At 44.1% G+C, this 23,872-nt stretch carries 23 protein-coding genes; 10 read left to right on the forward strand and 13 right to left on the reverse strand.

The window, feature by feature from the left end; translation table 11 throughout:
• The first annotated feature begins 12 nt into the window (after positions 1 to 12).
• From pntB to ACFFUV_RS17785, 7 genes are all read left to right on the forward strand, one after another.
• Complete coding sequence (pntB, locus tag ACFFUV_RS17755) at positions 13 to 1,407, forward strand: Re/Si-specific NAD(P)(+) transhydrogenase subunit beta (RefSeq protein ID WP_390195325.1); 1,395 nt, start codon at positions 13 to 15, stop codon at positions 1,405 to 1,407.
• 158 nt (positions 1,408 to 1,565) lie between these two features.
• The gene (gene vxrA / locus ACFFUV_RS17760; RefSeq protein ID WP_390195328.1) at positions 1,566 to 3,020 is read left to right on the forward strand and encodes a sensor histidine kinase VxrA; all 1,455 of its coding nucleotides are present in this window, start codon (positions 1,566 to 1,568) and stop codon (positions 3,018 to 3,020) included.
• Positions 2,995 to 3,654 (forward strand): response regulator transcription factor VxrB, encoded by a 660-nt coding sequence (gene vxrB / locus ACFFUV_RS17765; protein ID WP_390195330.1) that lies wholly within the window; start codon positions 2,995 to 2,997, stop codon positions 3,652 to 3,654. Before vxrA ends, vxrB begins: the two co-directional genes overlap by 26 nt.
• Complete coding sequence (locus tag ACFFUV_RS17770; protein ID WP_390195332.1) at positions 3,654 to 4,535, forward strand: DUF2861 family protein; 882 nt, start codon at positions 3,654 to 3,656, stop codon at positions 4,533 to 4,535. Before vxrB ends, ACFFUV_RS17770 begins: the two co-directional genes overlap by 1 nt.
• A 61-nt stretch (positions 4,536 to 4,596) precedes the next feature.
• Entirely contained in the window at positions 4,597 to 5,799 is a 1,203-nt protein-coding gene (locus tag ACFFUV_RS17775; RefSeq protein ID WP_390195334.1) for a conjugal transfer protein TraF, read from the forward strand.
• Between the two features lie 42 nt (positions 5,800 to 5,841).
• Positions 5,842 to 5,991 carry a YoaH family protein gene (locus tag ACFFUV_RS17780; RefSeq protein WP_390195336.1) on the forward strand — a complete coding sequence of 50 codons (150 nt, stop codon included), beginning with the start codon at positions 5,842 to 5,844 and terminating at the stop codon, positions 5,989 to 5,991.
• An 846-nt stretch (positions 5,992 to 6,837) separates the two neighbouring features.
• Positions 6,838 to 7,194, forward strand: coding sequence for a regulator (locus ACFFUV_RS17785; protein ID WP_390195338.1), 357 nt, complete (start codon positions 6,838 to 6,840; stop codon positions 7,192 to 7,194).
• A gap of 281 nt (positions 7,195 to 7,475) precedes the next feature.
• Here ACFFUV_RS17785 and ACFFUV_RS17790 read toward each other — a convergent pair whose 3' ends face one another.
• From ACFFUV_RS17790 to ACFFUV_RS17820, 7 genes are all read right to left on the reverse strand, one after another.
• Entirely contained in the window at positions 7,476 to 8,678 is a 1,203-nt protein-coding gene (locus tag ACFFUV_RS17790) for a secretin GspD/PilQ domain-containing protein (protein ID WP_390195340.1), read from the reverse strand.
• Positions 8,659 to 9,759, reverse strand: coding sequence for a zonular occludens toxin domain-containing protein (locus ACFFUV_RS17795; protein ID WP_390195342.1), 1,101 nt, complete (start codon positions 9,757 to 9,759; stop codon positions 8,659 to 8,661). The genes ACFFUV_RS17790 and ACFFUV_RS17795 overlap by 20 nt, the downstream gene beginning before the upstream one ends.
• On the reverse strand, positions 9,723 to 10,088 hold the full coding sequence (locus tag ACFFUV_RS17800) for a DUF5455 family protein (protein WP_390195344.1): 366 nt from the start codon (positions 10,086 to 10,088) through the stop codon (positions 9,723 to 9,725). The genes ACFFUV_RS17795 and ACFFUV_RS17800 overlap by 37 nt, the downstream gene beginning before the upstream one ends.
• 9 nt (positions 10,089 to 10,097) lie before the next feature.
• Complete coding sequence (locus tag ACFFUV_RS17805; protein ID WP_390195346.1) at positions 10,098 to 11,606, reverse strand: hypothetical protein; 1,509 nt, start codon at positions 11,604 to 11,606, stop codon at positions 10,098 to 10,100.
• Positions 11,607 to 11,684: 78 nt separating this feature from the next.
• Positions 11,685 to 11,909 carry a major coat protein gene (locus ACFFUV_RS17810; RefSeq protein WP_390195348.1) on the reverse strand — a complete coding sequence of 75 codons (225 nt, stop codon included), beginning with the start codon at positions 11,907 to 11,909 and terminating at the stop codon, positions 11,685 to 11,687.
• Positions 11,910 to 12,170: 261 nt separating this feature from the next.
• The gene (locus tag ACFFUV_RS17815) at positions 12,171 to 12,485 is read right to left on the reverse strand and encodes a chemotaxis protein (RefSeq protein ID WP_390195350.1); all 315 of its coding nucleotides are present in this window, start codon (positions 12,483 to 12,485) and stop codon (positions 12,171 to 12,173) included.
• Positions 12,486 to 12,552: 67 nt separating this feature from the next.
• Positions 12,553 to 14,523 (reverse strand): replication endonuclease, encoded by a 1,971-nt coding sequence (locus tag ACFFUV_RS17820; protein ID WP_390195352.1) that lies wholly within the window; start codon positions 14,521 to 14,523, stop codon positions 12,553 to 12,555.
• Between the two features lie 179 nt (positions 14,524 to 14,702).
• Here ACFFUV_RS17820 and ACFFUV_RS17825 point away from each other — a divergent pair, with 179 nt between their 5' ends.
• Positions 14,703 to 15,071, forward strand: coding sequence for a DUF3693 domain-containing protein (locus tag ACFFUV_RS17825; protein WP_390195355.1), 369 nt, complete (start codon positions 14,703 to 14,705; stop codon positions 15,069 to 15,071).
• Between the two features lie 226 nt (positions 15,072 to 15,297).
• Here ACFFUV_RS17825 and ACFFUV_RS17830 read toward each other — a convergent pair whose 3' ends face one another.
• The 4 genes from ACFFUV_RS17830 to ACFFUV_RS17845 form a co-directional block, all read right to left on the reverse strand.
• The gene (locus tag ACFFUV_RS17830; RefSeq protein WP_390195357.1) at positions 15,298 to 16,050 is read right to left on the reverse strand and encodes an SDR family NAD(P)-dependent oxidoreductase; all 753 of its coding nucleotides are present in this window, start codon (positions 16,048 to 16,050) and stop codon (positions 15,298 to 15,300) included.
• A 30-nt stretch (positions 16,051 to 16,080) separates the two neighbouring features.
• Complete coding sequence (locus ACFFUV_RS17835) at positions 16,081 to 17,187, reverse strand: alkene reductase (protein ID WP_390195360.1); 1,107 nt, start codon at positions 17,185 to 17,187, stop codon at positions 16,081 to 16,083.
• 219 nt (positions 17,188 to 17,406) lie between these two features.
• Positions 17,407 to 17,718, reverse strand: coding sequence for a stress response translation initiation inhibitor YciH (gene yciH, locus ACFFUV_RS17840; RefSeq protein WP_390195362.1), 312 nt, complete (start codon positions 17,716 to 17,718; stop codon positions 17,407 to 17,409).
• A gap of 7 nt (positions 17,719 to 17,725) precedes the next feature.
• The gene (locus ACFFUV_RS17845) at positions 17,726 to 18,103 is read right to left on the reverse strand and encodes a DUF3319 domain-containing protein (protein ID WP_390195548.1); all 378 of its coding nucleotides are present in this window, start codon (positions 18,101 to 18,103) and stop codon (positions 17,726 to 17,728) included.
• Positions 18,104 to 18,201: 98 nt separating this feature from the next.
• Here ACFFUV_RS17845 and ACFFUV_RS17850 point away from each other — a divergent pair, with 98 nt between their 5' ends.
• Entirely contained in the window at positions 18,202 to 19,170 is a 969-nt protein-coding gene (locus tag ACFFUV_RS17850; RefSeq protein WP_390195364.1) for a tyrosine-type recombinase/integrase, read from the forward strand.
• Here ACFFUV_RS17850 and ACFFUV_RS17855 read toward each other — a convergent pair.
• Positions 19,167 to 20,159 (reverse strand): D-alanine--D-alanine ligase, encoded by a 993-nt coding sequence (locus tag ACFFUV_RS17855; protein ID WP_390195366.1) that lies wholly within the window; start codon positions 20,157 to 20,159, stop codon positions 19,167 to 19,169. The two genes, ACFFUV_RS17850 and ACFFUV_RS17855, sit on opposite strands and share 4 nt — an antisense overlap.
• 184 nt (positions 20,160 to 20,343) lie before the next feature.
• Entirely contained in the window at positions 20,344 to 20,919 is a 576-nt protein-coding gene (locus ACFFUV_RS17860) for an SPOR domain-containing protein (RefSeq protein WP_390195368.1), read from the reverse strand.
• Positions 20,920 to 21,151: 232 nt separating this feature from the next.
• Here ACFFUV_RS17860 and ACFFUV_RS17865 point away from each other — a divergent pair, with 232 nt between their 5' ends.
• Positions 21,152 to 23,872 (forward strand): bifunctional acetate--CoA ligase family protein/GNAT family N-acetyltransferase, encoded by a 2,721-nt coding sequence (locus ACFFUV_RS17865; RefSeq protein ID WP_390195370.1) that lies wholly within the window; start codon positions 21,152 to 21,154, stop codon positions 23,870 to 23,872.

The raw sequence follows: 23,872 nt of genomic DNA on the forward strand, positions 1-23,872 counted from the left end.
AGGGAGTAACGAATGTCTGCAGGATTAGTACAGGCGGCATATATTGTTGCTGCGCTATTTTTTATTTTGAGCTTGGCGGGTTTGTCAAAACAGGAATCCGCAAAGTCCGGTAACTATTACGGCATCGCAGGGATGACCATTGCGCTGATCGCGACGATCTTCTCTCCATCAGCACAAGGGTTTGGTTGGATCATTCTAGCGATGATCATCGGTGGTTCCATCGGTATCTACTACGCGAAAAAAGTTGAAATGACCGAAATGCCAGAGTTGGTGGCCGTTTTGCACAGTTTTGTCGGGATGGCCGCAGTGTTGGTGGGGTACAACAGCTTTTTAGAACCGCCAGCACCCGTTTCAACTGACTTAGCCGGAATGCACGCGGAACATGTGATTCACTTAGTTGAAGTTTTCCTCGGCGTGTTTATTGGTGCTGTGACGTTTACCGGATCCATTGTTGCGTTTGGAAAATTGCGTGGGGTGATTTCTTCATCTCCGCTTAACCTTCCTCATAAGCACAAATTGAACCTTCTCGCGATTGTGGTTTCTCTGTTGTTGATGTACCACTTTGTCAGTGCTGAGGGCAGCATGTTTGCCTTGATTGTGATGACGTTAATTGCATTTGCTTTTGGGTATCACTTGGTTGCATCAATCGGTGGTGCAGATATGCCTGTGGTTGTGTCAATGCTGAACTCTTACTCAGGTTGGGCTGCCGCAGCCGCGGGCTTCATGCTTGCTAATGACCTGCTTATCGTGACTGGTGCGTTGGTCGGCTCTTCTGGTGCGATACTTTCGTACATCATGTGTAAAGCGATGAACCGTTCGTTTGTTAGTGTTATTGCCGGCGGGTTTGGCCAAGAAATTTCTATTTCAGGGGATGAGGAACAGGGTGAACATCGTGAAATCAGCGCGGAAGATGTGGCTGACATGTTGAAAAACTCTAAATCCGTGATCATCACGCCAGGATACGGAATGGCGGTTGCACAGGCGCAATACCCGGTTTATGAGATTACTGAAAAGCTTCGCTCTCAAGGGATTGACGTACGTTTCGGGATTCACCCAGTAGCTGGTCGTTTGCCTGGACACATGAATGTATTGTTAGCAGAAGCTAAAGTCCCGTATGACATTGTATTGGAGATGGACGAGATCAACGATGATTTCTCAAGTACCGATACCGTGTTAGTCATTGGAGCTAACGATACGGTCAACCCGGCGGCCTTAGAAGACCCGAATAGCCCAATCGCTGGAATGCCTGTGTTAGAAGTTTGGAACGCACAAAATGTGATTGTATTTAAACGTTCAATGAACACTGGTTATGCGGGGGTACAAAACCCACTATTCTTTAAAGAAAATACGCATATGTTGTTTGGGGATGCAAAAGATAGCGTCGACGCAATTTCTAAATCGCTATAAACTTTAAGATTAGTTTATAAATGGAGCCAGCATGCTATCATGCTGGCTTCTTTTATCTCGAGAACGGTCTTGTTGACATTTATATTACATTTGAGAAACCTCATTCTGTCATAATGCGCCAAGTTTTGTATAAATTACTGATATGACGAATAAATACATTGATTACTAAAGTATTACGAACCCTGATAACTTGCAGTCTACTGGTGTCTTCGCTGGCAAGAGCGGATTCGTTGCCGGAGAGAATTGATCTATTTATCGATTTGTTTGATACATCGAATGCCATCGTTTCGTATGATGTCAGGGCGCTACAATCGGACTACCCGACGCGCCTTATCGAACCGAGTTCAATGTTTCCGCAGACGGCAGAATATCCACTGCGAGATATTCAGCGCTTGTATCAACTTGCACAGAACTGTACTGGAAACTTGCCTCTGAACCCATTGGTAACAGAGCCTTTGGTTTTCACTCGCGCCATATGTAACGGGACAACTTTGTCTCAACGATGGTTTGCAAGAAGCGCATTGATTCACCCAGGTGGTGGTTCTTACGCGCACCGTTATGTTTTAGTTCATCCTGATAAGGCGATTGAACTTCAGCAGTACATGCATGTCAAAGAGCGTCCGGTAGCGTCAGAAAACTCGTTACTCGGTCGTCTGCAACGCATGAGTGAAGAATCAATGAACTCGTTAATCGCAGGTTCAAGTATGTTCCTTGAAGATGATGAGTTCTGGTTAAGAAAAAACGACAGTTACTACGTTTTTCCGGAAAGCGTTTGGCAAGCAAATAAAGATGAAGCAGGGCTAAGTTATCAACTAGAGAGTGAGGCAAGTACCTGTTTTATTCAGCGCGGTAATTTATGCTGGGGCGTAGAAGACCACTCTGATTTGTTAAGAATCAGTATGGTTGTGTTGGTTATCGCCAACATCTTATTGGTGATTGGTTGGTCAATTTATCGATGGAATAGCAAACGGCAGGAAATGCGGAGCCGTATGTTAATCCTACAAATCTTGACTCACGAGTTGAGAACGCCAATCGCAAGTTTGTCATTGACCGTGGAAGGGTTTCGCCGTGAGTTCGAACATCTTCCTGAATCGGTATACGACGAGTTTCGACGTTTATGTGAAGATTCCCGTCGACTAAGACAACTTGCAGAAGCTAGTAAGGACTATTTGCAATCAGACAACAAACCTTTGGCAACGGAATGGGTGCCCTCGGTTGAAGAATGGTTAGCATTTAAAGTAGAAGAAGAATTTGTAGGTGACATCGAATTTAAGATAAATCAAGATGTTGCTGCTAAGTTGAATGTGTACTGGTTAGGTACATGTATCGATAATTTAATCCGCAATGCGATGAAATATGGCGTTGCTCCCGTTACGATTGATGTAACAACAACACAAACAAACCTCACGGTTAAAGTGATCGACCAAGGGGAACTGACTCAAAAAGATTGGCGAAACGTTCGTAAGCCATTCGTGAGTAAAAGTGGACTTGGTTTAGGTTTAACGATCGTTGAATCAATGGTTGGTCGGATGGGCGGAAAAATGTCCCTCATTGGTCCACCGACAACATTTATATTGGAGATACCTTGTGAAACAGACGTTGCTTCTCGTTGAAGATGATAAAAACTTAGCGGATGGCTTACTAGTAAGCCTTGAACAAGCGGGATATGAATGTTTTCACGCTGAAACAATTGCTGAAGTTGCTCAGCATTGGGAAAAAGCGGATCTTGTCATTTTGGACCGTCAATTGCCCGATGGCGATTCAGTTGTACATTTACCAGAGTGGCGACAACTTAAAGACGTACCGGTTATTTTGCTCACTGCGTTAGTGACAGTGAAAGATAAAGTCATGGGGCTTGATGCCGGCGCAAATGATTACTTAACTAAACCATTTGCCGAAGCAGAGCTATTTGCCCGTGTTCGAGCACAACTTCGCGCACCTGAACTTGATATGGAAGATGACTCCAAGGTTCGTACTGAACACCTTGTGATTGATAAATCTACACGAGAAGTGTTTTATAAAGAAGAGTCCATTACCTTAACCCGTACCGAGTTCGACTTGCTGCTGTTTTTAGCTAGCAACTTAGGGCGTGTGTTTACTCGTGATGAACTGCTTGATCACGTATGGGGATATAATCATTTCCCGACCACTCGAACTGTTGATACCCACGTTTTGCAACTTCGTCAAAAGCTTCCTGGGCTTGAGATCGAAACCTTGCGCGGCGTTGGTTACAAAATGAAAGCATAATGAAGCGAACGGTTTCTATTCTAGGGGCACTGCTTGTTAGCAGTGCGCCTTGCTTTTCAGCAAACGTGCCTTGGTTTGAAAGCAATACGCCTTTAACTCAAGCGCACCAAAATTTGCTCAACGGCAATTTACCAGCGATGTTTTCATCGTTGGTAGAAGTCTGGCAGCTAGAAAAAAACGAAAACCTTACGCCACACCTCAATGAACTGTTCTTAATGTCCCTTGAAGCCGATTGCGGAAAAGGGTTAGATACTAAAGCGCTTCCTCTGTGGTTAAAGTCAGTGACCGTTCGACGCTCTGACATTCAAAGTCCAGGACGCGACGCCTACCGAGCAGTGGTTGAAGTTAACTCAACCAAGGAATTGGTGGATGTGTCATTGACTCGCTGGATTGTTAAGTCTCTATCTAGTGATGATTCTTTGATTTCGCAGCCACTTAATGATGAAGAAGGTCAGGTAAAATACATTAAACGCTACAACCTCAACAGCCGAATGCCTATGGGGCTGTATCGTATTGATGTGACCGCAGCAGACCAAACCTCTTGGAGTTCTTGGCTGGTGATTGGTGAGGAAAAAGCCAAGCAAACCGTACGCTGGGCAACCAAAGATCAATGGCAAGTTGAAAAAAAGGCGTTACTTAATCCAACATGCCCCTTACCAAAGCTCAATGTAGCAGTCTATGACTATGTTGATGGTCGTTATAATCAGGTATGGAGCCACAACTATGAAACGGAATATCCCACCTCTTTAGATACCACCGCCATTCCACCTGATCGTTATGTATTAGCGGTTTCGATGACTCACCAACGTTGGCAAGGGCCGATAATTGTTGAGGAATCTCAAATAATCAGTAAAACCTACGATGTATCTGCGGATGAATAGTTAAAGTTACCGTGTTTTATGTCGTTATAGTTAAAGAGATAATTAACAGAACTATAGCGACATGAGCCAACTAAAATTAAAACATCTTACTTTTGCACTCGCACTTGCGAGTTCTAGTGTCTACGCAACCAATTATTCAATCGAAGCTCGAGGCGATGCGATGGGTGGTGTTGGTGTTGTTTCCGGCAGTTTTCTTACCGCACCGTTTTATAATCCCGCTTTAACCGCCATTTATCGACGTAATGACGACGTGGGCATGATATTGCCAAGTATTGGTGTCCGTTATAACGATGAGGATCAGATGGTTGACGGCATCGACGCCATCTCCGATTTGATTTCTGAAGCATCTGATGGCAATTACAGTAACGTTGGCCAATTACAGCAGCACCTTGATGATATCAATGGTGATACCATTGGCTTGGATTTTGGCGGTGTTGTATCCTTCGCGATACCAAACCAATTTGTTTCTATGAATATATTTGGTAAAGCCTATGCCCAATCGGTTGTGCAAGCGGACGTTTATGACGGAGCAAATACCGGTAACGCGCAAGTTGATACTGCGGTAAATGCTGAATTAAGCGCGGTGAATGCAGTTTCGCTCGGTGTGACAGAAGCAGGGATATCACTAGCCAAATACCAAACGTTTTTAGGCCAACACATGGCTTTGGGCATCGCACCTAAGCTTCAACGTATATACACCTTTGTTTATTCGGCAAACCTCAATAACTACGATATTTCCGACCTTGGCGAAAATCAAAAAGGCGAAACGATGTTTAACATGGACGCCGGTATGATCTGGTTTTATGGTCCATTTCGCGTCGGGGTTTCCGGCAAAAACCTATTTTCTCGCGATATAGAAACGAAGCGTGTTACCGAGACACTCACTTCAAGCTTAGATAACAGCCAATCACGTAGTTTAGACCTCTCTTACGCTTACAAAATGCGACCACAATTCACGTTGGGTGCTGGCATTGTCGCAGATTACTTCACTTTGAGCGTAGACTATGATTTACGAGAAGAAGATCGTTTTACGAACTTTAACGATAACCAACAGATGCTAAGGGTAGGGGGTGAATTAGATTTGCTCCGTCAATTAAAGCTTCGAGCTGGTTGGAATCGAAACCTGGCTTACAGTGACAGTGAAGATACGCTCACCGCAGGTATAGGATTAAATTTACTTGGTTTGATGCAATTAGATGTCGGAGCAAGTTATACAAGCGCCGATGCGATGGGCGGGTACATAAATTTCCTTGCGAGCTATTAACGATTCATAATATAGTCGCCGATTGAAAATAAAGAGGTGACTATGTTTGATGATTTACCGACTCTTTCTCACCAAGAGCAACAAGAGGCTGTAGAAGAAATCCAAAAGCTCATGGCTGAAGGCATGAGTACGGCCCAAGCGATAAAAGTTGTCGCTGAACGAATAAGAGAACGAGCTCAAAACGAGCAATAGTGAGATAAGAAAAGGTCCATGAATTAACATGGGCCTTTTTTATAACCTATAATGCACTATAACTATAAGCTCTGATGAACAATATAATATACTAACTTTACAAACCTAAAAATAAACACGCATAAAATACACACAGAGCACTATGATTGTTAAAATATTCATTTAAAATCAAACAATTGGCTTGGAGTTTTGTGCTAAAGGGTAATATTTGAGCTTATAGACAATGTACAAACTGTAATAAAATTACAGTTTGTATGGTGGTGGTATTGCAATCTGTAAGACGCAGAATATTATTCTTTTTATACAGAACTCACCAATCGGCACATTAATCTCATATGAATTATTTTGTAAGAAACTTGAAAAGTGATTAGTAATTCATTCTAGTGACAGTGTCACTGTTAGAATGTAGGTCGAATCCACGCTTTCGATGATATGACTGGTTTGCGCCAAATCTAAATGCATGGCAGTTACAGTCGCTCAAGTAGACGATTGGGTCGACTGGCGAAATGTCGAAGCATTAATGCAACGCACAGTTGCGTTAGTTTTGAGTTCAAGTGCAATGAATGGAGTTGCCAGAGGAAACGGATTATTTGTATCGAATGATATCGCTTTACGATGAACTCTTAAGTTAAACTACCGTTTATCAAGCTGCTCATGGTTAAAAGACATCGATATTTAAAAAGCGCTAACACAAACAGAATAATGTCGATGAGCACAAAGTCGTTATAGACATTTATCAAAAACACCTTAAATACGCATTATGCTACGTTTTGTTAAATGATACTAATTTCATAAAATCCGTAAAATACCCTCGTTTTGAGGGTTTAAATGACGAAGTATTACGAAATGACGAAAAATTATGTTTTTCGTGAGTTCATATGCAATTTATCACGTGAGGAAACTGCAAAACTTTGTTTTAAAAGTGTGATGGAGGTCAAGCGGTGGGATAAAGGCAAACCTATCCCCAAAGAGTGCAAACGACTGATGAGAATGCACAAAGGTTTAGAAATTAGTCACTCAAAGGAATGGGAAGGGTTTAGCATGCAAAACAATATGCTAAGACTACCCAATGGACAATTATTAAGCCCACAACAAATTTTAATCGGAGCAGGGTTGCTAGAAATTCAGTCCGAGCTAGAGGTCAAAACTTCTACGCACTTGGTTAAGCTCGCTAGGGCGATAAGTAATATAAAAACGGGGTAAGACTTTCACCCCGTATTACTATACGGGGTGGTGCTGCGCACTAATCCCATCGTATTGCTCGACACTCGCAACACTCCCATATTGTTACTTAATCATGTTCCAGTAGGTTAACGCGCCACTGACGCTGTAAGGCTCTGCGAGGCTTATCTTAGCAGTAAAGGAGGGGGTTTTCGTGAGGGGTCTGCTACGCAGGTTTTCGGGCATTTAGAAAAGACAATCCCTTGAGTGAGGCGAGTGCCCTTGTATGGGCTGCGCCCATTAAAGAAATAGCCCTTAAAGGGCTATAGAATTGTTGTCTTAATGACGATTCGTAATTCTTTCTTAATCACTTCGCTACGCTCAGAGCGAAACAAAGCCCCAATGAAAGGAATATCTTTAAGCACAGGCACCCCAGATTCGCGCCTACGTTCATCCTTTGATATCAGACCGCCCAACATAATGGTTTGCTTGTCGCTGACTTTGACAACAGTTTGCAATGACCGCTTATTGGTGATGATATCCGCAGCGATTGAGGAATTGGTGACCGCTTGAGATTCTTGGCTAATGGAAAGCACAATATGATCATCAACAATATGTGGTGTCACATCGAGAGACACGCCCACATCTTGGCGTTCTATGCGCTGGACTGTTTTACCACCGTCCGTTGTCTCAGTGGAAATTAAGAACGGTACGTTTTGACCCACAGTGATGTACCCCCGTTCCCTATCCATAACCAACAGATTAGGACGAGAGAGTAAATCGGTATTTTCACTGGCTTCAACTGCTTTGACCAAGGCACTAAAATCACCCCCATCAAAAACAACTGCATTATCGGTTAATACGTCAATCAATGATGTGTTGGTAACAAAGCCAGCCTTATCAAGTGCCGCTTGGAGATTGACGCCGATTTCCTGCGAATCATCAATTGATGTTTCCGTAATGATTGCCTCAATAAACACTTGCCGTTGTGGTGTGTCGATACCGGAAATAAGCGCGTCAATTTTGGTGATTTGGTCATTGGTGCCGGTGACAATCAAACCGTTAGTTGTGGGGAGAATTTCAACCGTGTAATTGTCGATTGCATTATTGTTCACAATGGTTGTTCGAGTCGCTTTCAAGGTGGAGCCGATTAACTCAGCGACCTTTGAATTACGCACGTTTTTCAAGTGGTAGAGCTTGACGCTTGACGGTTCAATTTCTTGGATGGATTCATCCATTGGAACAACCGTATACAAACCATCGTGATACTTGACGCCGTAACCGTGAGCATAAAGAACAGAGTTAAAAAACGAGAGGTATTCGTCAGGCTGTAGGTTTGGAGCCGTAAAGCTCACCGTCCCAGATACGCCGCGACCAAGTACAATCGGTTGATTCATTTCACGCGCCGCCCAAGCCACAAATTCACTGATAGGCGTATTGGAGGTTTCAAACGTGCCAGCATCCTGAGCATGAGAGACAGGCGACAGCAACAAAAGCAGCGAGAGACTAACAGTTAACAGTTTCATTTTTGTCACCTTGACGGAATGTAATTAAGCATTTTGAAGAGGTTTCAAACGAATAGCCCATTGATGATAATTCGATGCTTGTAACTCGTTTTCCTGCTTTGTCGAGTTCGAAATAAACAGCTTGATTAGGCGCTTTCATATAACTAGCTATTCGATATCCTGAAAAATCAAAAGATTGCGGTTCGATAGTTTCGACTTGCTGAACGTCCGATTCATCAACAAGGTGAGGTATCGTGAGATAGCCAACGCCAAACGAGATCAACGCACCCACCGAAAACGCAGTGAGCCTAGACCACTTGCGGGCATAGATTTTTGTAATTCGCATAATGTTTCTCAGTGTGTAAGGGACAGTGTAACGCCCGTGTGTGTACCAAGGCGGTAAAACGGAATACGTAGTGTGTGGGTAGTTATCGGAGAACGCCTGTTTAGTGTCATAAGTGGCATAGAGGTCAGTGCCAAAAAGTATCCACTTATCAACAGTGAGTGAATTAGCATTATCACCATATTTCACAATGCCAACATGCAGTTTGGGGAGAGGCAACCGCAGTTGACCAAGCGTGACGATACTGACGATGGACGAGAGAAAAGGTATTTTCATACGGTCAAGGCGGCGACAGATAACAAGATGTTCGCCGAGTGCTAACCGCGCTTGTTTATCAACGATTGATATATCTTGAACAATGAAAATAATATCCCAGCCCAGTTTACGAGCATGAAGAAACCAATTAATAACGTCTTGCCGTGATTTATCGTTCCAAGTACGAGAGTTAAACCAAGTACCACATTCATCAAGTACCAAAAGACCATTTTTGGATTCATCATAGGATTTGTTACCACGCCCGAGAGCATTTAAATCAGCTAAAGTTGGCTTATCAGGAACGCGATATAAACGGGTATTTTTTTTGTTGCGTCCTAACATCTGCGCCAGATTAATGTTTAGGTTAGTGGCAACAGGCACACCGCGCTCAAACGCTTCACGGATGCGCCCGACAGAAGTAAGAGATTTACCTGCGCCTAATTTGCCAGTAACGAAATAAACAGCCATTAGCTGGATACCTTCATAATGGTAAAGAACTGCCATTCCCACACCCAGCGGATGATACGAGCAGAGCCAATAGCGGCAACACACGGAATTGCATTATCGGGAACAAATAAAGAAATACCCTCTGACAAATAGCTTGGAATCACAAAAGACAAGCCATTCACTATCCCATAAAGGGCAGCAGAGGTAGTCACTGTCAAACCAGCGACCATTGTTAGAATGGTAAGGTTAACCGCTAAGCGGCGGCTCATACGCTGGACAAACCAGCCTAATACCTGCGCAGCAAGATTCCCCAAAAACATTGCAATAGCTGGAATGCGCAGTGCACCGCTAACCGTACTTAATATCGGAAGTAAAAACGCGCCCATGTAACCCCCTTAGCGTCTCATGTAAGGAACGGTGCCAGCAACAGGCGTGACCGTTGCAAACAGAATGTTGATTAACTGATAGATGGTGAACATATAAAAAACAGCCGAAAGAATGGATTTCGTATTGTTTGAAAACTCGCAAGTAATAACAGCTCGTTTGTCGAAAGGTAGTGAAAATTCAAGTGCGGTACATTGACCAGGCTGTGGCAGTGCCCCCGTCAAAATGGACAATGACCCCTCAACATTTTCTCTCGCAGCAGAACTAACAGCGTTATTCATTTGAGCTTCAGTTGAGGCAATAAGGTTTCTTTCTTGCTCTTGGTATTCAGCACTGACTACGCCAACCATCTCACTAAAAATAGTGCTGGACGTTGAGAGGTCTAATCCATGGGGATTTTCACAATAATTGTTGCTTGCGGTAGGCTCACATAATTCATCACCTTGAGATAAGAGATCCTTTATTTCTCCTAAATTGCCATTGATTGCATCAAGTTTATCGCCATTGTTACCAACTGCATTAGCGACCAGTGCACCATTAGTGCCGATAGCATCGACAATGTTTGAACCAGCATTTAACACCGCGCCCGTTGTGGCGTTTTGTGCGTCACGGTTAGCCTTAGCAAGTTCATAATCTTGGTTCATTTGGTCAATGATGGATTGACCAATCGCATTGCTAGTCGAATTAAGCTGATTAAGCGCCGTGTTGGTATCAGCAAAGCCTTGATTCATGTCCGAGCTAATTTTCCCAAGGGCTTGGTTTTGGTCACGGTTCATATTTTGAATTGCATCGAGCACGGCAGTATCCGTGGTTTCGGTTGGGGTCACCGTATCGGGTTCGTCTTTTTCCCAAGGGTCATTTGGGTTTGCTGTATTTCCTGTGCCACCATCAAAGCCGCTTGGCGGTTCATCAATTGGCGCAGTGGGGTCAATATCACCTAAGCATGACGGCCAATTTTCCGCACCAAATACACACTTAGAGCCATCGACACATTTGAACTCATACGATTCGAGAAAGTTACTACAGGAGGACTCAAAGACGCCGCCAGTCTCCGAGCATTGAGCGCGAGAAAGGGCATAATCTTCTAAATAAGAATCACGCTCACAATAGGGCGTTGGCTGACACGACCACGTTAATTCGTCAAAGTATTCATCTTGAGTGCACTCCTCATCAGGCTCGATACATTCACCCGTTGAGGTATTTTCAAAAGTACCAACGGGACAACCAGAAGCAAGAGAATAAATTCCTAAATAACCAATCAAAGACCCGCCATTAGTCACAGTAACTCTACCAGAACTAAGGTAAACGCTAGTAGCATAAGCGCCAGAGCTACCACGCCAGAACCTTTTACCAATAACGCAAGATTGAATACCTGATAAGGTATACGTTGCACCTATTTTTATCGGGCACTCAGGAACGGTTGCCTTATACGAATTATGATGTTCTGTAATATAGAGATAATCCTCAGCCTGCGACTGAAAGGAAAACAAAGAAAGAAGCAAAAGTAAAAAGAGAGGCATGTATTAACCCCTATGTGAGTAAGAGGTATAAAACATCGGATGCCTTGACCATCCGACACAAAGAGAGCAGAGCAGTGATTAGGTAGCTTTGTTGATTGCTTTTTTGAATAGCTTGATTCCCGCAAATCCAGCAACAACAACGACAGCGATACCCCATGCAGCGGAAACAAAATCAGTACCCATACCGCTAACACTATCGACAGCCGCTTGAGCATCAACAGGTAACTCAGCATGAGAAGATGAAGCAACAGCAACTAGTGAAGCACCAACGACATTTTTAAGTGACAAAATTTTAACTTTCATGGTTATTTCTCCTATGTATTAACCAGATGTTGAAATCTCGACAGCACGCTTGAAAATCAATATTTGCTTTCCAATAGTGAAGCCAAGGATAAATGCTGCCGCGAATGCGCCGACCATAAACTCGATACTCAACATTTATCTTTGACCTCCAACGAACCAACCGACACCAATCAAGATGAAGAGAATCCCGATAAAAACCATGAGTTGGAGATTATCTAGACGCGCCATAAGTTCTGTAAATTGAGTGTCGGTCATAGTGATTTACTTTTGGTTTGGTTGTGGCAAAGCGAACAGATGGAAACCGTCCATTGAAACGTGTTTTCCCTCTTCATTACCAAAACTAAACTTGCGGTATTCGACATCGAAGAACATTCGATTTCCAACGCATTGCTTGAGAATTTCACCGGCTTTACCGCCATTCCAAAGGTCAGCATTGATTTTGACCTCAATGGTTTCAGTGGGATTAGTGGTAATAAGTTTAACTTTACCGACTAGCTGAGATTCACCGGTACCACGTACGGCTTTAGTTTCTTGAATGATGTCAGAGACATCGAGGATAAGACCTTCAGTTTTCATTTTGTGTTTTCCTTTCTTGACGTGAAAATTTAAAACGGGGAGTTATTGACACAAGTCCAAGGGCGAATCAATGCCTTGTGTCCGGCGGGGCTGCGCCCACCGAACACAAGCCTTCGATATCGCCTAAAAGAATAAGTGCCTCAAGCTCCTCGTAATACGCGGCTTGCGCCTCATATTCTTCATAACGTTGCTCACACATACGCTCGTACTCTTTTTCCGCTTCCAGTGCGTCAAAGTAATCAACGACGCCTGTCATAATGCGTTTCTGAGCGGCTAAGAATTTCTCTTTGTTCTCGGTTTGCCAGTTGCGGAAACGAGTAAAAAGAAAGATTTGACGGAACATAAGACCAGAGACGCGACCTTGAGCCGTATCGCCAAAACGGGTAGGAGAGAATTCGCCCGATTCCATCAATTTCTGAATGGTGTCCGGTGCGTTGTACTGAACGCGAACGGGTTGGTCTTTGCGTTTTACAAACACACCGCCCATAGCCGCGCAAAAATCTTTCCAGTCGCCGACATCCGCAGAGCGGCGAATTTTCTCAAGCAAAAAATGCTCGGTTTCGTTGAGGTCAGATAACACGGCATCTTCCTTTTCAAATTCTTCTCTTAGTCGGCGCATTTCACGCCATACAGTGACAGACGGGCCACCAATGAATTGAAATTGGCGAATCTGATTGACGCGAGACCAACACACAACACGTTCAGCCGCCTCGATACCGCTTAAAGACGAACCTTTGTCTGAATCGATGTGTTGACCGTCAATGTTTTTGCTAAGGTACTTGGCGACATAGCCAACCGCGCTTCCTTTAGAAAAATCAATATGCTCAGCCTTAAAGCGGTATTTCGCTGCGCCTTTTTCGTTTGGGGAATCTTGCAGAGCTAAACGGTGGAATTCATTGGTGACGATGTCACGATGTTCATTCGACATGAATAACAAGTAATGATGGTGCGGCGTACCGTCCTGATGTGGCTCGACAATGCGCAACCCATAGACTTTGATTTTTTGGTTAGCCATAAACTTGCCAAGCGCTTGCCAAACGCCAATCAAATGCGCATGACCTTGACGCGCATCGGGACGACCCGCTTGAACCCATTTTGAATTCACGCGACCGTTTGAAATTGGATGAAAACGGCTAGGGCATGTGGAGGTAAGAAACACCGCTGCGTGACCATTTTCTTGAGCGATTTCCTCAAAGCCGCGCAGACGAACGAACATTTCACCGCGGCGAAGTTCAGGGTTAGAAATCGACTTATCAGAAAGTTCAGCAATGGTGAACCAGTTGTCTAGGTCAGACGCATCAAACGCAACGGTATTTTCCAGCGCCGAGCGATTAGCTGTCGCACGTTCGCTTTGACGCATTACCGAGAAATCAGAACAGTAAACCTGTTTGTGCCGTTGAACCAGAGCTAAATCTCGCGCAACCTGTTCAACCTCATAAGCGTATTTACGGCGCAGTTGGCGGCGTAGGTAGATTTCATCACAGACGCGATTGACCAAAGAAAAAAGCTCACCAGCCCAAGCCTTTTGCTTAATGGTTTGCTCGGAGAACTCTAAACCGATGGAATCCAAACATTCACAGGCTTTATAAAATTGTTCCTGTTCTGTGGTAAGTTTGGATATCTCAATTTTAAATTGACGTGCCTTCGCCGCCGCAAATTGCACAATCTCATCGTCTGACATAGCGGCGCTATGACCGGACGATAACAAGCGGTCGTTCGCCGCTTGCACCATGAGAAGCGCCTCAGAGTAATTGCGTTTATCGCAGACATCGAGGAACGAGCGCGTCATGTGGCGTGAAAAATCACGGTGACGGAAGCAGGCACGGTAAACATCGTCTTTCCAAGACGTCAGCGTATTGAGTTTGGAAAGTTGGTAGCGCTCAGGTAAACGGAAATCTTCCATATATTGAGCGAATTGAGAAAGGCGGGCTTTGGTTGGGAACGCCGATTTAGACACATAGCGTTTGTGCGCAACTGGAGTTAGCGGCTCCGAGTAATGGCGCACAGGTTCAACTTGTGGCGTGTATAAATGGTTCATTCTAAGCCCTTGACGTTATGGAGATGACCACCCAACAATCGAGTCAAGGTCGAGAGTCGAGCGGTCAAATACGCGAATATGCGTAATTAAATACGCAGTTTTGCGTTGTGTAAATACGCTAATTAGCGTTGTAATGCGCTAGAATTCACTCATAAGTAAAGGTATAGGGATGCCCAAAAATGTATATAAACAAGCTACTTGACGCCTATAAAGAGCAAAAAAGCTATATACAAGACAAGCAAATTGCTCATGATTTAGGTGTAAGCACACAAAAGCTATCCGACATAAGAAACGGGCGCAGATATCTCACTGAATCAGAAGCACTTTTTCTCGCTAAGGAAGTTGGCGAAGATACAGAAACGGCATTGGTGTTCTTAGCCGCTGATAAAGCAAAAAGTTTCGAAGCCCAAGAAGCATGGAAGAACATTACAAAAAAGTTTGAACGGCTAGGATTATCAAGAATATCAGCAGCTTATGTAGGCTTAACAGTGGCATTTGCCACCCATGTTGAATCACTCTCACAGTACGCATTATATGTATTATGTTAAATAAAAGCCTAATAAGCCGCTTTATCACCATGCTTTGTTCCCTCTTGTTGGTTAATGTCTGGAAATTGGTAAATGGTATGTGCGTTAAACATAACTATTTACCATAAAATACCTAATAACCAGTGTGTTAATCTTCGAATCTCATCCTGATTATTAGGTGTCGTATCTCTATAGGCTTATTATAAGCAAATCGGCTTTAACTCAGTCACAAAATATAATGAGCAAATTAAGCTTGGTAACCATCCACACCTTTGAACGCGGAATAACCATCGTCAACCATTACCGTCGTTCCGTTAATCGCACTGGCTTCCGGCAGCGACATTAAGTAAATCGCGTTGGCAATTTCCGTTGGTTCAATAATTCGGCCTTTCATGTGTAGTTTTCCGCCAATTTCAGCAATGGGCGCGTCGATCATGTCGGTGTTCACCCAGCCAGGCGCGACAGATAACACTCTAATTCCATGGGGAGATAATTCACGTGCTAACGCTTGAGTCACCATTTTCACTCCACCTTTGCTGGCGTGATAGCCCATATTTTCAGTATTTGCTATCGTGCCACAAATTGAGCCGACATTAATAATCACCCCTGATTTTTTCTCGACCATCGCTTTACCTGCAAACTTACCCAAATTTATGGTGCCCATCAGGTTGATGTTTATGGTGTTAAATATATCATCGAGGTCGGCTTCAATCAGTTCTTCACGCTTACCGACCACACCAGCGACATTGGCCACAACATCCAGCTGTCCATACTGTTCAACAGCTTGCTCTACCGCATATTCACACTGAGCAGGATCAGCAATATTACACTCCGTAAATATCACGTCTCCGATTGCTTTTAACTCGCTCATCGCCTGTTCGATCACTTGGGGAGAATCAATGCTGGCAACAACCACTTTATCGCCGTTATTGAGAAACGTTTTCGCCGTTTCCAAACCGATTCCCCGCGTTCCTCCAGTAACAATCACAACTCGATTCATAGATACCTCTATATAACTAAAATAGTTGGTTCATTTTTGTTGATAGTATGGATAGTCGATGTATCCACGATTATCACCACCGTAGAAAAACTCTCTGATCGATTCATTTAAAGGCCAACCGTTGGCCATACGTTCAACTAAATCTGGATTACCAATGTACGGACGTCCGAAGGCCACCATGTCAACCATTCCAGTAGACAGATACCGTTCAGCAGACGACTTATCAAAACCTCCCGCAATCATTAGCACGCCCTTGTAGGCAGCGCGGAACTTTTCTACAAACCCATCTGGTAACGTGGTTGAGCCGTCTGGAACATCTTGGTTATTAAGGTGGACATAAGCGAGGTTTCGTGTTGCTAACTCTTGCCCTAAAGTCGTCCATGTAAGCTCTTCATCATCGAAAGCAGGCATATCACTAAAACGGCCAAAAGGCGAAATTCGAATACCGGTACGGTCGCTTCCAATTGCATTACATACAGCATCGGTGACTTCAAGTGCGAACCTTAATCGGTTATCTATCGTCTGAGCGCCATACGAGTCCGAACGAGTGTTAATACCTGCGTTGATAAACTGTTCTATCAGATAGCCGTTAGCGGCATGAATCTCGACGCCATCAAACCCTGCATCTATCGCATACTTCGCCGCTTTCACATAATCCGCAATGACATCTTTAATTTCGGCTACCGTCAGTCCTCTCGCACTAGACACCGCAACACGCCCTGCTTCACCATTCTCATCGAACGCAAAACAAGTACCATTTGCTTGAGTATCAACACTACTTACGGGAGATTGCCCCTCGGGTTGCAAACTGGTGTGCGACATTCGACCAACATGCCAAAGTTGGATAAAAATTTTTCCTCCTTTTTCATGCACGGCTTTTGTGGTTTGTTGCCATCCGTGCACGTGTTGGCGGTTATATATCCCCGGAATATACAAGAACCCCTGCCCCTGACGAGATATTGGCGACCCCTCAGTGGTCAGAAGTCCGGCTGAAGCTCGCTGTTGATAATAGATTGCAGTGTTTTCATCGGCAGCGTCTTGCGCGTTTTGGATCCTAGCGCGAGTCATTGGCGCCATGGCGACGCGATTATTAAGTTGCAGATGGCCTAATTGAATAGGAGAAAATAGAGAAGACATAATAACGGTACTCTTTGGCTAACCAATTGTCGTGTAAAGCTTTACAGTTACTATGAAACTTTTGATATCAAGAATAAAGTGACCAATATTCCTAACAGTTTGGAATTCAGTGCCACAATCAGACATGTGATAGATGGGGAGAATACAAGAACGAGAAGAACATGAGCAACGCGGTATCAGATAACCGCGCTGCTCAGGATGAGGTGAGTTTAGACAGAATTAGCCACCTGCTAATTTAACCGTAAACCCTTTCTTTTCTAAATGCGTTTTAATCTTATCTCTGGCATCGCCTTGAATTTCGATAGTGCCTTCTTTCACAGCACCACCACAGCCGCATACCTTTTTAAGCTCCGCTGCAAGTAATTTTAGTGGTGCATCATCCATATCCAAACCAGTAACGATGGAAACACCTTTGCCTTTTCTGCCTTTTGTCTGACGTTGTATTCTAACGATACCATCGCCTTTCGGACGTTCGACCTTCTCTTCTTCGGGCTTAATGCGCCCAGTTTCGGTAGAGTAAACTAATGCCATAACCGTACTACTTCTTCATTTGTTTCGCAGCAGCCTGCTGAGCAAGTAACTGCTGTTCTATGTGTTTTTGAATTGCGATTTTGTTACCTTTAAGCAATCGACCGTTAAAAAAACAGTACCAAGCTTTTGGATCTCCCGTGTCATTTTTTAAAACATGACCGTGGAAATTTTCTTGAGCAGGCTGAGAAGGCTCTTGACGCTTAGCTTCCAAAGAGCTGAACTCTTTGGGGTCGATAATACTGGCGGTGTCACAAAACCAATCAATACTTTTTTTAACCGCAGCCATGCTACCAGAAAGCTTATGTTTCTTGATTTTAACTTGCCATACATCAGTGGATGATCCGGCTGTAGAGAGGGTAAAACCTCGGTATGTTGCAACAGGCATAGTAATAATCAATTAAATCAAAGGTTAATTTTAATAATAATTCGATATTATGTGTTATCAAGTTTATCTGAGCAATTGTGAAAAGCGATTACAGTGCCATGCGAAAAAAAATCTTACAAATCAGCGATGAAAAGACCATCGCGACATTTATCAAACAACTTAGAAAACAGGCCACAATCGATATTCTTGATGAACTTACCGATGGTCAATATTCGAAAAATTCGCTTCTGGCGATGGTTAAAGATTGGAACTTGTTCATTGAGTTTTGCACACAAAAACACGTGTCTTCTCTTCCCGCTTCCGTTACTGCTGTTCGGCTATTTATCGAACATGAAGCGGCTCGCCGTAAATTTGCCACCATTAGGCGTTACAATGTCACAATAGGACTAATTCACCGTATTTTATCGTTAAAGGACCCCACTGCCAATCCTCAAGTTATTCATACTATGAACTTTTTTAAAGTTGAAAAGAAAAATGATACCAAAGATACCGTGCCATTCGAAAAGCAGCACCTTGAAAAGCTTAGCGCTAAGCTAATGGACTCGACGCACCCGATTGAGCGACGCAACCTAGCGGTCTATTACATAATGTTTGAGTGTGCTCTGAAACGTTCAGAATTAAAATCGCTGACGGTCAACGACATTATCTCCGATAACGGCAATAAACAGCTGGCTGTGTATGTCGGCGCTCAGCGTTATGACTTGAGTGAACAAGCTCAGCGTTCACTCAGACAGTGGCTGAGTTTATTACCTTCCATAGAAAACAATCTTCCCTTATTTTCAGCTATTGATCGTCATGGCAATATTAACTCAGTCCCGCTCGACGATTCATCGATTTATCGCATTCAACGCTATGCAAGTGATTTGCTGGGATTAAAAGTCGGGTTTTCCGGTCAATCGTCAAGAGTTGGTAAAGTAAAGGATTTAGCAAAGCAAGGAATGACGCTTAGAGACATTCAACATTATGGACGATGGCTAAGCCCTGCGATGCCAAACCAATACCTCGGTAATATTGGCAAAGCAGAACTCGAGAAAATGGTCTTTAAACGTTTTAAACCACTCGGTTAAAGTGACGACGTAACGCACTCTGCAAGGAAGTCTTTAAACTTATGACCATTGTTTTCAAGCATTTTAGGGAACATCGAAATGGGCGTCATTCCAGGAAACGTATTGACTTCATTCAGGTAAATTTCACCCTTCTCGGTCATAAAGAAATCGATACGTGATAAATGACGAAGCTTCATCTGCTCAAAAACGCGTTGGCTATAATGGCGGATCAATTCGACCTGTTGCTCGGTGAGGTTTTGAGCTTCAATATCCGTTGTTGAGTGGCTGTCTGCACTGTATTTTTCTTCATAAGTGTAAAACGCATCAGCTGGTGCCTTGACCTCTCCAGGCTTGGTGACAAACAATTCGCCATTCATCTCATATGCGGCCACTTCGAGTTCACGTGGTTTTAACGCTTTTTCAACCAACACTTGCTCAGAGAAACCAAACGCACTGTCTATGGCGTCTTTCAATTGTTGCTCACTCGTCACTTTATAGCACCCAACCGAAGATCCCTGACAAGCAGCCTTCACAAATAGCGCGCCCCACTCGTTCAACGCATCGCGGCTGCGCTCAAATGCGTTCTGACTATTTTGTGACAAAAATAGATAAGGCGTATTCGGGATACCAATCGCATCGTACCAAAGTTTGGACGTAATTTTATTGAAGCTATTGGTGCTGGCTTCGGCTCTGCAGCCTAGGTAAGGAATCCCAGCTAACTCGAGCATCGATTGAATATCGCCCGTCTCACCAGGGAAACCATGAATACAAGGCACAACAAAATCGATGTGTAATGACGTCTCGGCGAAGTTCAGACTGCCACTGTTTGTATCCAAATAAGCCAGTTCGCCATGCTGGGTATACCAACCATCCTTTTTCATCTCAACACGCACAACCTCAAAGCCATTAGTCAGTTCAAGTTGTTGTTGGATAAAATCGGCAGAAACTAGTGAGACTTCGTGTTCCGAGGAACCGCCGCCGCATAATAAAAGAATGGTAGTTTGAGTCATTGAATGCTTTCCATGAAACTGGATTTTAAAAACGATACGTCAATCATAATCAATAAGCGTGAAAGTTACACGAGTTTGAGCTGATAAAAACGTGTTGTGGATACCAATTGGTGGGGAAATAAACGAATTTGACACTAAAAATACAAAAAGGGGGCATGCGCCCCCTTTTTCATTCAAATTCAAATTAATTTAGCTTATTAAGCGCTGGGAATTCAGAATTCTTAATTTTATCAATGCTTTTGACGAAAGGCTTAAGTGATTGAAATTCTACTGGAAGTTGAGAAATCGCTTTCTTAGCCTCAGTACGCGATGCATAGTCACCGAATAGGACGGTATACCATTTTGTGCCATTAACCACTTTGTAGTTTTCCCAAATTGGCTGTCCATTCGCCGGCAATTTTTGAGCAAAACGATCAACTTTAGCTTGCGAACCTACCGCGACCACTTGGATGGTATAACCAAATCGTGGGTTCATTGCGACTTGCTTCTCTGAAGGCGCGGAAATGGCGACCGCGGGTTTAGGCTCTTTCTTAACGTTAATCGTATCTGACTTAGGCGACATAGCAACAACCGTCGGTTCAACATTTTGTTCTGAAATGCCATCCGCTGTGCCTTGAGAGGAAACCACTGGCTGTTCAATTGTGCTGTCTGCGGTTTGATAATCTTCTTGGTAACTCTCCGAAGTAACATCTGTGACATAGTCTGATGAGACACATGCAGAAAGTAGAGCCGATAAGCCAACAATTGCTATTTTTTTCATGGGTAATCACACGCCTTATGTAGAAATTACTGTAAATCATGCCGTTAGAGAGACTCAGAATCAAGCAAACAGGTTAATTATATGTCAGTACATTGTGATTTGAGGCACAAAGTCTCTTTTCTCACTGTTTGTTCGCTCAAACGCTTTCAATTTGTCACAGTCAAAACCGATAATTTTGAATACTCTTTATTATTACATATTCTGTCTTTTCGCATTTTAATGGTGCTCGTGCATGAATAGCTTAACTCAAATATTGAAACCTCGCTCTATAGCGGTCATTGGTGCCTCCACCAAGCCATTTCGAGCAGGCAATGTGGTGATGAAAAACCTGCTTCAAGGCGGGTTTGAGGGCGCTATCATGCCGGTCACCCCCAAATACTCTTCAGTCTGCGGGGTTTTGGCCTATCCAAGTGTTGCTGCACTTCCTGCAACGCCAGACATGGTCGTCCTTTGTACTCACGCCTCCAGAAATATCGAAATCTTTGAACAACTGGCAGAAAAAGGAACCAAATGCGCCATCGTCTTGTCATCGGATATGTACGCCATCTCACAAGACAACACCACATCGATACAGCAGCGCTGCGCCGAAATCGCTAAGCAAGCCAATATCCGAATGTTTGGACCGAATAGCTTGGGGATCATGCTGCCATGGATCAACTTAAACGCGACGTTTTCCCCCTCTCCCGCACGTAAAGGAAAGATCGCCTTTATCTCACAATCGGCGGCGGTATGTACCACTATCCTTGATTGGGCGAACGACAAAGATATCGGGTTTTCAGCCTTTATTTCACTCGGTAACGCCGTCGATATCGATTTTGCCGATTTACTCGACTGTTTAAGTACAGATAGTCACACCGATGCAATTCTGCTGTACGTCGATACGATAAAAGATGCTCGGCGTTTTATGTCCGCTGCGAGGGCCGCATCACGCAACCGACGTATTCTCGTATTAAAAGGCGGAAAAACCGAAGCCGGACGCAAGGCTGCCCACGCCCATACTGGGGGAGACAACACCCTTGATGTGATCTATGACTCGGCGATTCGTCGTACTGGCATGCTGAGAGTTAACAACACTCATGAATTATTTGCGGCTGTAGAGACTTTGACGCATTCGGTGCCGCTTCGCGGAGAGCGTCTTGCCATTGTCACTAATGGCGGAGGGCCTGCCATCATGGCAGTGGATACACTGATTGAACGTGGCGGAAAATTAGCGGAATTTGATGACGCGTTAACTGAACAACTTGATCAATTTTTGCCATCGAGCTGGAGCCGGGGTAACCCCATCGATATGGTCGGCGATGCTGGCGATGACCGCTATGTTAAAACCTTGAACGCGATTTTGGATCATGACTGCGCAGACGCGATCTTGGTCATGCATAGTCCATCCGCGGTCGCTGAATCTGAGAAAACCGCGAACGCGGTGATAGAAGCATTCAAAAAACACCCGAGACACCGCCGATTCAATCTACTGACCAACTGGAGCGGCGAGTTAACCGCGCGTCCTGCTCGACAAATGTTTACTCAAGCTGGCATTCCAACCTATCGCACTCCTGAAAGTGCGGTCGTGGCATTCATGCATCTTGTCGAGTACAGACGAAACCAGAAGCAGTTAATGGAAACACCAACGACCGCAGAACCGGTTCAAAGCACGGAACTCAATGCAGCCAGACATTGGGTCAATCAAGCATTAGCGCATTGTGACCACATCGCGTTGGATACACATCAGTTGGGTAATTTCTTGAAGTGCTTTGATTTTAAAGTACTGCCTACTTGGCTCGCTTCTGACCCAAGTGAAGCGGTCCATGTTGCAGAACAGATCGGGTATCCCGTTGCCGTCAAACTTCGCTCACCTGATATCGCACACAAATCGGATATCCACGGCGTCATGCTCAACCTCAGAAACAGCCACGAAGTTGCCAATGCAGCTCAAGCGATATTAGACCGAGCTCACCTCTCCTATCCTTCTGCCAACATACACGGTTTGTTGGTTCAAGGAATGGCAAAATCTGCCGGAGGCGAAGAAATCCGCATCAAAGTAAAAACCGACTTACTGTTCGGCCCCGTGATATTAATTGGACAAGGTGGCTCCGAATGGAATGAATCCATAGATGCCAGCTCAGCACTTCCTCCTTTAAACATGACACTTGCTCGCTATCTGATCGTTCGCGCCATTAAACAAGGGCACATTCGCCCCCATAAGCAGCCAGAGCCATTAAATATCGACGGGCTTGCAGAATTTCTGGTGCGCATTTCCCAACTGGTCATTGATGTTCCTCAAGTCCATGAACTGGATATTCATCCACTGTTAGTCAATGGCAAGGCGTTTACTATTCTGGATACCGATTTAATTCTTCATGCTTATCAAGGGGACGCGCATCAACGGCTGGCCATTCGGCCCTATCCTGTCGAGTATGAAGAGGTGGTGACATTACGCTCTGATGAACAAATTCTACTCAGGCCGATTTTGCCCGAAGATGAGCCCAAACATGCCGATTTTATTCATCATGTATCAAAAGAAGATCTCTATCGCCGATTTTTTACGGAAGTGGGAGAATTCAATCATGAAGCCCTCGCGAATTTAACCCAAATTGATTATGACCGGGAAATGGCTTTTGTTGCGGTTGCTGATCTAGGCGGTGAACGTTCCATTATTGGGGTTTCGCGCGCACTGATTAACCCAGATAACACTGACGCTGAATTTGCCATTTTGATTCAAACTGATCAGAAAGGGAAAGGCCTTGGTCAATTGTTGATGCGTAAAATCATTGATTACTGCCAACAGAAAGGAACTCGACAAATGTCAGGAATGACCATGCCGAGTAATAGCGGCATGCTCGGATTGGCTCGAAAGTTAGGATTTAAGGTTGATATTCAATTTGAAGATGGCGTTGCAGACATGGTGTTGCCCTTGCTCACAACGCCGCCTCACGAGTCAACACCAACACTTAAGTGA

Source organism: Vibrio olivae, from assembly GCF_042428525.1.
GTDB lineage: Bacteria > Pseudomonadota > Gammaproteobacteria > Enterobacterales > Vibrionaceae > Vibrio > Vibrio olivae.

Bases quoted from the DNA above. Each gene is read 5' to 3' on its own strand.
- pntB (WP_390195325.1), top strand. From the start codon at position 13: ATGTCTGCAGGATTAGTACAGGCGGCATATATTGTTGCTGCGCTATTT.
- ACFFUV_RS17770 (WP_390195332.1), top strand. From the start codon at position 3,654: ATGAAGCGAACGGTTTCTATTCTAGGGGCACTGCTTGTTAGCAGTGCG.
- ACFFUV_RS17775 (WP_390195334.1), top strand. From the start codon at position 4,597: ATGAGCCAACTAAAATTAAAACATCTTACTTTTGCACTCGCACTTGCG.
- ACFFUV_RS17780 (WP_390195336.1), top strand. From the start codon at position 5,842: ATGTTTGATGATTTACCGACTCTTTCTCACCAAGAGCAACAAGAGGCT.
- ACFFUV_RS17785 (WP_390195338.1), top strand. From the start codon at position 6,838: ATGACGAAAAATTATGTTTTTCGTGAGTTCATATGCAATTTATCACGT.
- ACFFUV_RS17790 (WP_390195340.1), bottom strand. From the start codon at position 8,678: ATGAAACTGTTAACTGTTAGTCTCTCGCTGCTTTTGTTGCTGTCGCCT.
- ACFFUV_RS17795 (WP_390195342.1), bottom strand. From the start codon at position 9,759: ATGGCAGTTCTTTACCATTATGAAGGTATCCAGCTAATGGCTGTTTAT.
- ACFFUV_RS17800 (WP_390195344.1), bottom strand. From the start codon at position 10,088: ATGGGCGCGTTTTTACTTCCGATATTAAGTACGGTTAGCGGTGCACTG.
- ACFFUV_RS17805 (WP_390195346.1), bottom strand. From the start codon at position 11,606: ATGCCTCTCTTTTTACTTTTGCTTCTTTCTTTGTTTTCCTTTCAGTCG.
- ACFFUV_RS17810 (WP_390195348.1), bottom strand. From the start codon at position 11,909: ATGAAAGTTAAAATTTTGTCACTTAAAAATGTCGTTGGTGCTTCACTA.
- ACFFUV_RS17815 (WP_390195350.1), bottom strand. From the start codon at position 12,485: ATGAAAACTGAAGGTCTTATCCTCGATGTCTCTGACATCATTCAAGAA.
- ACFFUV_RS17820 (WP_390195352.1), bottom strand. From the start codon at position 14,523: ATGAACCATTTATACACGCCACAAGTTGAACCTGTGCGCCATTACTCG.
- ACFFUV_RS17825 (WP_390195355.1), top strand. From the start codon at position 14,703: ATGTATATAAACAAGCTACTTGACGCCTATAAAGAGCAAAAAAGCTAT.
- ACFFUV_RS17830 (WP_390195357.1), bottom strand. From the start codon at position 16,050: ATGAATCGAGTTGTGATTGTTACTGGAGGAACGCGGGGAATCGGTTTG.
- ACFFUV_RS17835 (WP_390195360.1), bottom strand. From the start codon at position 17,187: ATGTCTTCTCTATTTTCTCCTATTCAATTAGGCCATCTGCAACTTAAT.
- yciH (WP_390195362.1), bottom strand. From the start codon at position 17,718: ATGGCATTAGTTTACTCTACCGAAACTGGGCGCATTAAGCCCGAAGAA.
- ACFFUV_RS17845 (WP_390195548.1), bottom strand. From the start codon at position 18,103: ATGCCTGTTGCAACATACCGAGGTTTTACCCTCTCTACAGCCGGATCA.
- ACFFUV_RS17850 (WP_390195364.1), top strand. From the start codon at position 18,202: ATGCGAAAAAAAATCTTACAAATCAGCGATGAAAAGACCATCGCGACA.
- ACFFUV_RS17855 (WP_390195366.1), bottom strand. From the start codon at position 20,159: ATGACTCAAACTACCATTCTTTTATTATGCGGCGGCGGTTCCTCGGAA.
- ACFFUV_RS17860 (WP_390195368.1), bottom strand. From the start codon at position 20,919: ATGAAAAAAATAGCAATTGTTGGCTTATCGGCTCTACTTTCTGCATGT.
- ACFFUV_RS17865 (WP_390195370.1), top strand. From the start codon at position 21,152: ATGAATAGCTTAACTCAAATATTGAAACCTCGCTCTATAGCGGTCATT.